At 64.6% G+C, this 6,192-nt stretch carries 6 protein-coding genes and 2 pseudogenes; 4 read left to right on the forward strand and 4 right to left on the reverse strand.

Annotated features, from left to right (window positions below):
* The first annotated feature begins 184 nt into the window (after positions 1 to 184).
* Together AUC71_RS22330 and AUC71_RS20255 are read left to right on the forward strand one after the other, a co-directional pair.
* Positions 185 to 562, forward strand: coding sequence for an HAD family hydrolase (locus AUC71_RS22330; protein ID WP_342021828.1), 378 nt, complete (start codon positions 185 to 187; stop codon positions 560 to 562).
* Positions 493 to 1,257: pseudogene (locus AUC71_RS20255) on the forward strand (HAD-IC family P-type ATPase); the annotation flags it as partial. The gene AUC71_RS22330 and the pseudogene AUC71_RS20255, both read left to right, overlap by 70 nt.
* Positions 1,258 to 1,381: 124 nt before the next feature.
* On the opposite strand, the gene AUC71_RS08830 reads toward AUC71_RS20255, so the two are convergent.
* Complete coding sequence (locus tag AUC71_RS08830) at positions 1,382 to 2,407, reverse strand: class I fructose-bisphosphate aldolase (protein WP_069623971.1); 1,026 nt, start codon at positions 2,405 to 2,407, stop codon at positions 1,382 to 1,384.
* A gap of 119 nt (positions 2,408 to 2,526) precedes the next feature.
* On the reverse strand, positions 2,527 to 3,738 hold the full coding sequence (locus AUC71_RS08835; protein ID WP_069623972.1) for a patatin-like phospholipase family protein: 1,212 nt from the start codon (positions 3,736 to 3,738) through the stop codon (positions 2,527 to 2,529).
* A 228-nt stretch (positions 3,739 to 3,966) separates the two neighbouring features.
* Here AUC71_RS08835 and AUC71_RS08840 point away from each other — a divergent pair, with 228 nt between their 5' ends.
* Positions 3,967 to 4,302, forward strand: coding sequence for a septal ring lytic transglycosylase RlpA family protein (locus AUC71_RS08840; protein WP_069623973.1), 336 nt, complete (start codon positions 3,967 to 3,969; stop codon positions 4,300 to 4,302).
* Here the strand turns inward: AUC71_RS08840 and AUC71_RS08845 are convergent.
* Positions 4,299 to 4,667, reverse strand: coding sequence for a hypothetical protein (locus AUC71_RS08845; protein WP_069623974.1), 369 nt, complete (start codon positions 4,665 to 4,667; stop codon positions 4,299 to 4,301). The two genes, AUC71_RS08840 and AUC71_RS08845, sit on opposite strands and share 4 nt — an antisense overlap.
* Positions 4,668 to 4,685: 18 nt before the next feature.
* On the reverse strand, positions 4,686 to 5,696 hold the full coding sequence (locus tag AUC71_RS08850; RefSeq protein ID WP_069623975.1) for an HAD family hydrolase: 1,011 nt from the start codon (positions 5,694 to 5,696) through the stop codon (positions 4,686 to 4,688).
* A 305-nt stretch (positions 5,697 to 6,001) separates the two neighbouring features.
* Between AUC71_RS08850 and AUC71_RS08855 the strand changes: the two are divergent.
* Positions 6,002 to 6,192, forward strand: a pseudogene (locus AUC71_RS08855) (hypothetical protein); the annotation flags it as partial.

Below are 6,192 nucleotides of genomic sequence, written 5' to 3' on the forward strand. Positions count from 1 at the left end.
CCGAGCACAAATTCATGGCGACGCTGCACCATAGCCATGAGGACGGCGCAACCTTTGCGCTCATCAGCGCCCCGGAACGCGTTCTCGCCATGTGCAGCAGGCAGAGGGCCCTGCGGGGGACGAGCCGCTCGATGATGCGTTCTGGCAGGCACAGACCAATGCAGTTGCCGCACAAGGCCAGCGCATGCTGGCGATCGCCCGCAAAGACCAGCCCAAAGGCCATCGCGACCTCAATTTTTCCGATGTCGAGCGCAACGCGACTTTGATCGGCCTGCTCGGGCTCCTCGACCCGCCGCGCGAAGAGGTTCTGGCCGCAATTCGCGAATGCCAGGAGGCCGGCATCGCCGTGAAAATGATCACGGGCGACCATGCCGCGACGGCCGAGGCCATTGCCCGCGAGCTTCGCCTGGCGCCCGAGCCTGTCACGATGACCGGAAGCCAACTCGATGGGGTCGACGACACGGAGCTAGAGATGTCGTGCGCAACGTCACCGTGTTCGCGCGGACGAGCCCTACGCACAAGCTGCGCCTGGTGGAAGCGCTGCAGGCGGACCATGCCGTAACAGCCATGACGGGCGACGGCGTCAACGACGCGCCCGCTCTGAAGCGCGCCGATGTCGGCGTCGCCATGGGCCGGAAGGGAACCGATGCGGCCAAGGAGGCGGCGGAGGTCGTGCTCGCCGACGACAACTTCGCCTCGATCGTCGCCGCGGTGCGGGAAGGACGCACGGTCTACGACAATCTTCGCAAAGTCATCGCCTGGACCTTGCCGACCAATGGCGGAGAGGCGGCGGCGATCATCGGCGCCATCGCCTTCGGCCTGACGCTGCCCATCACCCCAATCCAGATTCTTTGGATCAACATGGTGACCGCCGTCGCGCTCGGACTCACGCTGGCGTTCGAGCCGACCGAGCCGGGGACGATGCAGCGCCCCCCGCGAGACCCGTCGAAGAATTTGCTCTCGCGCATGGTCATCTGGCGAACCGTTTTCGTGTCCCTGCTGTTCGTCGCCGGCGTGTTCGGCGTTTTCTTCTATGCCCTCGACACCGGTCAGTCCGTCGACATGGCCCGGACCCTTGCCGTGAACACCATTGTCGTCATGGAGATCTTTTACCTGTTCAGCGTCCGCTACATCTACGGCGGCGCGATCACGTGGCGCGGCATGTTGGGAACGCCGGCCGTCCTGATCGGCATTGCCGTGGCGGTGGCGGCGCAGGCCGCCTTCACTTACCTTCCCTTCTTCCAGGAGGTTTTCGCGACGGAGCCCATGGCGCCAGCCGACGGACTGCTCGTGCTGGCTATTGGCGTAGCCTGTTGCTCATCGTCGAAGCGGAAAAGGCCGTGTCGGCGGCCCTTTTCAAGCCTAAGGCCCCGAGCGCAGCCTAGGCGGCTTTCTTCTCGATCTCCGGCGTCCATTTTCCAAGGGTGGCAAGCCCGTTCATCTCCGCGCGGTGCGAGAAAGCGGCTTGCGCCGCGCTCACATTGTCCGTCTTGCCGGCCCAGGCCACTTGCGGCGCGTGCTGCAGCGCGCGACCATAGGAGAAGGTGAGATGCCAGGGGAAGCCGCCAACGCGGTTCATGGCATCAAGCCGCGCCGTAGCTTCCACGTCCGACTGGCCACCCGACAGGAAGGCGATGCCCGGCACCGCCGACGGCACACAGTTCTTGAGGACGCGAATGGTCCGCTCGGCGATCTCTTGATCGGGAGCCTGCGTGGCGCACTCGGCGCCCGGCACGATCATGTTCGGCTTGAGCACCATGCCTTCGAGCTTGACCTTGGCGTAGTACAGCTCCTGGAATACGGTCTTCAGCGTCCACTCAGTGACGGCTTCGCAGCGTTCGATGGTGTGGTCGCCGTCCATCAGCACTTCGGGCTCCACGATCGGCACCAGATCCTGCTCCTGGCAGAGCGCCGCGTAGCGGGCGAGCGCATGGGCGTTCGCGTTGATGGCGTCGTGGCTCGGGATGCCGGGTCCGATATCGATCACAGCGCGCCATTTGCAGAACTTGGCACCGAGCTCCCGATATTCGATCAGCCGCTCGCGCAACCCGTCGAGCCCTTCGGTGATGGTCTCGCCGGGACAGAAGGGCAGCGGCTTGGCGCCCTTGTCCACCTTGATGCCGGGGATGGAGCCCGCCGCCTCGATGACCTTGACCAGCGGCGTGCCGTCCGCCGCCTTCTGGCGGATGGTCTCGTCGAACAGGATCACACCGGAGATGCGGTTGTGCATGGCCTTTTCCGACCGGAACAGGAGCTCGCGATAGTCGCGCCGGTTCTCCTCGGTGGATTCGACGCCAATCGCATCGAAGCGCTTCTTGATCGTTCCGCCCGACTCATCCGCCGCCAGGATGCCCTTTCCGGGCGTGGTCATGGCCGTGGCCACCTTGTTCAACGCAGCGAGGTCCATACGTCTTTCTCCCTGTCAAAACCGTTCCAGTTTCTTGCTGTCCTTATAGGCCAGGTTCGGCCCCGAGTGCAGCCCCCGCCATCGTCACAGCGGCTGTGGGAAACGCGGCTGTGCGAATATCAGTTTGCGCCCATCTGCGGCGGCTGCTTCTTCCAGGGGTAGCCGCTTGCCGCCATCTGGTAGCCGCGTTCGTAGAGCCTCGACATATAGACCGGGTCGAAGGCTTGGGTGCTGGTGTCGTGGAAATCGGCGGGGATATAGGCGAGGTTGTAGTCGATGCCGTTGCGCTTGCAGAAGACGTAGAGCTGATACAGGTCGCCGACACCTTGGCTCTTGATCAGGCTCGACACCGCCCGCCCGGCAATCGACAGCGTCCTCGCCTTCACGACCTTGTATTCCGGAGCGACATGGCCGTTCCGGATGATGTAGGTGCGCCGGATCGGACGAATGCCGAGACTGCCGTCGACCTTGCTTGCCATGAACTGCGTCGGTACGAGGAACACTTCCCGCGTCGCCCCGCCATCGACATGCATCTCCTCGTAGGTCGTACCGCCCGCCGAGACCTTGATGAAGCCGGGCGGAAAGACGGCGGGAATGGCGGCGGAGGCGAGCAGGACCGTGCGGAAGAGGTCCAGCGCCTCGGGGCTTCCGCTCGTGGCGATCGCGCCCATGTCCCAGATCACCGGACGCTCGGCATCGAGATTTGTGGTGCCGATCAGGAGCCGGCGTCCCTTGCGGTGCTCCGCCGCCACCTCTTCGAGGAACGCCTCGTCAATATAGCGGTCGATCACCTTGGCGAGAGGCGCGTTGCTCGCGAGCGCATCGCCGCCGAGCAGACCGCGCACGGGCCGCATGATGGCGACGTCTTTCGTGTCGGACTGCGTGAAGACCTCTTTCAGGACCCCGTCGTATTTCGGGCCGAGGAAGGCGAACGGCGCCGTCAGCGCCCCCGTCGAGACGCCGGTGACGACGTCGAACTCCGGCCGCTTGCCCGAAGCGGTCCATCCGCCGAGCACGCCAGCGCCGAAGGCGCCATCGCTGCCGCCGCCTGAAAGCGCGAGCGAGGTCATCACCGGACGGCGGCCCCGCGCCAAAAGCTCCGGCCGGTTCGCCCGGGTCTGGGCCCACTTCTCCTTGACGATGGCTTCGCTGTTGGGAGGCAACTCATCGCCCCAGAAGCGGATGGTCTCTGTCCCCATGCCGGCGACTTGGGCCTGGCCCTCGAGGGAGACGGGTACGGGATTGCGCGCAATGGCCGCGGCGCAGCCGGCAAGCGCAACGGCAAGGGCGAGGCTCCCTAGAACCCCCAACGCAGACCCCGATTTACTCAACGTGCCCCCCTGCCCCGGCCAAAAGTCCCCCGATTGGCGGGTTTTCCCTTTCTGCTCAGGAAACTAGCCCAAAACCGGGGCCCATTGCGAGGGTTACTAAATCCTTAAAAAAACAAGCCCCATTCTCGCCCCGGCGTCTCCCAACGATGGCCGCGCCCGCTCCGAATTTCGGCCCCTTCCGCCCCCTACCAGCAAGGCTTCGATAACAGGAAGCAAGGTGGGAATATCATGCGTTATTGGGCTTTCGCGTCCCTCGTCCTTCTGGCCGTTCCGGCCCAGGCGGCAAGCAGCACGGTCACCGCGACCTGGTACGGGAACGAACTGGCCGGCAATCGCACGGCGAACGGGGAGATCTTCAATCCCAACGGGCTGACGGCGGCCCATCGGTCGCTCCCCTTCGGCACGTGCCTCAGGGTGAGCAATCCGAAGACCGGCAAGTCGGTCAAGGTGCGCGTCAACGACCGCGGCCCCTTCACCAAGGGCGTGCACCTCGACCTCTCGGCGGGCGCGGCACGCGCCATCGGCATGCGCTCGACCCAGCCGGTGTCGATGAAGCGGTGCTAACGCCGCCTCAGAAACGCCAAAACGAACAGTACCGCGATCACGCTGTGCAGTATGGCTCCGGCCCACAGGCCGGGGCCGCCTGCGCTCGCCGCGCCAAAGATGAGCGCGGGGGCCGCCAGCACGTTGTAGAGGCCGAGACCGTACGCGGCCGCCATGCCTCCTACCGTGTCCAGGTGCGTCCGTCCGATCAGCGCGCCGCCGCCAAGCCCTAAGGTCGCCGCACCGAGCAGGCGGATGAGAGCGAGCGTCGGGATGTCGCCGTTGCTCCCGCCGACGGCCTCGACCACCACCAGCGGCGCGACGAGCGCCGAGAGACCGAACACGACCTCGATCACGCCCGAGACAAGCATCAACGGTTTCAGCATGGTTTTTTCCCTATTCGCTCAAGGCTTGGCCCAGGAGAAAATCTCCTTCCAGTCGTTCTTCATGCTGACCACGTCCCAGCCAACAGCTTCGGCATGCTCCATCAGCGCGACGGGAAACCGGCCCACATCGGAGTCCGGTCCGTAAGCGTACTCCCGCACCGCGTCGTCGTGATGCACAAGACCCATGAAGCACAGGCCTTGGCAGTTCGCGGTCCACTCCAGCATCTCTTTGTCGCCAATGGAGTTGCCGAAGGCGAAGATCGGCTGGCGGCCGATATAGTGGTTGATGCCTTCCGCCTTGCCCGGCCCGTCGTCGAAGAATAGCAGGTCCGGCAGCTTCACCAGGGTGGGGCTTGCATCCCACATGCGGAACTCGGTCTTGCCGGCGGAACCGACCACATGCCACGGCGGAATGCCGTAGCATTGCTCCGTGTAGGCGCGCATGAACTCGATCCCGCCGCCGGAAACAATGAAGGTCATGAACCCGTTGGCCCGCAGATACTCAAGCAGCTCGATCATCGGCTTGTAGGTCAGGTCGGTGTAAGGCCGCTTGAAGCGCGGGTGCTTGGCCGTCTTCAGCCAGGCGTTCACGGTGTCGTTGAACTCGACCGTGGTCATGCCGCTATGGGTCGCGGTGATCAGCGCGATCGCGCCCTTCTCGCCGTAGGTGAGGAGCTTCGCAGTGTTGCCGTCGAGCGCCGACTTGAACGGCTCCTTGGTCTTCCACTCCGGGTGCTGGTTGGAGACCGCCTTGACCCGGTCGATGACGAACACGAATTGTGTGTAGAGCGGCTGCTCGACCCAGAGCGTCCCGTCATTGTCGAAGGTGGCGATGCGATCCTGCGGCGGCACGTAATCCGGACTGCCATCGGTGGTCACGCGCGCGACGAAATCGAGAATGTCCGTCTTCACCGCGCTGTCGTTCCATGACGGCAGCGGATCCGCACTTTGCGCCCACACCGGCGACGCGGCTCCGCAGAGGCCGAGCACCGCCGCCACAAGGAGGTTCCGCCAAAGCCTGATCGTCATGCGCGCGCCTCCATATTCCGACTTATTCCGTCCGGCCTCGTCGGCGAGACCTTCGATGCGTCAAGGCCTCCGCCCGGCCTCGACCGGGAGAGTGGCCCGAGCCGTCGATCATGACAAGATTGGCGCCGGGACCATATCGAGAGCCTCGCGCCCTCCGTGAGCTGAGCGACGCTGTGGCAAATCTGCCTCCAGCCGCTCGCATCTCGCAGTCAAGTCTTCCTGCTCGATGGCGACGGGGCTGGAACCTCCCTAGAATGGTTTGAAAAGAAAAAAGCAGGTCGGCCATCTTGGGGAGGGAGGCGTCGATGACGTGGAAGAGCGCAAGCGGCATTGCCTTGATCGTCGCGGTTCTGGGCGCCGGACCCGTCCAGGCAGCCGAGTTCGGCACCGGTCCTTGGGTCAAGGGCTATACGGACATTTTCGGCGGCGTCATTCCCTCCGTGCCCGGCGTCTATGTCCGGACCGACGCCTACCACTACAGCGGCGATGCCGGCAC

Origin of the sequence: Methyloceanibacter marginalis (genome assembly GCF_001723295.1) — a bacterium.
GTDB classification, from domain to species: Bacteria; Pseudomonadota; Alphaproteobacteria; order Rhizobiales; family Methyloligellaceae; genus Methyloceanibacter; species Methyloceanibacter marginalis.

Excerpts from the sequence above, each read along its gene's own strand:
- AUC71_RS22330 (WP_342021828.1), top strand. The coding sequence starts at position 185 with ATGCTGGCGATCGCCCGCAAAGACCAGCCCAAAGGCCATCGCGACCTC.
- AUC71_RS08830 (WP_069623971.1), bottom strand. The coding sequence starts at position 2,407 with ATGGACCTCGCTGCGTTGAACAAGGTGGCCACGGCCATGACCACGCCC.
- AUC71_RS08840 (WP_069623973.1), top strand. The coding sequence starts at position 3,967 with ATGCGTTATTGGGCTTTCGCGTCCCTCGTCCTTCTGGCCGTTCCGGCC.
- AUC71_RS08845 (WP_069623974.1), bottom strand. The coding sequence starts at position 4,667 with ATGCTGAAACCGTTGATGCTTGTCTCGGGCGTGATCGAGGTCGTGTTC.
- AUC71_RS08850 (WP_069623975.1), bottom strand. The coding sequence starts at position 5,696 with ATGACGATCAGGCTTTGGCGGAACCTCCTTGTGGCGGCGGTGCTCGGC.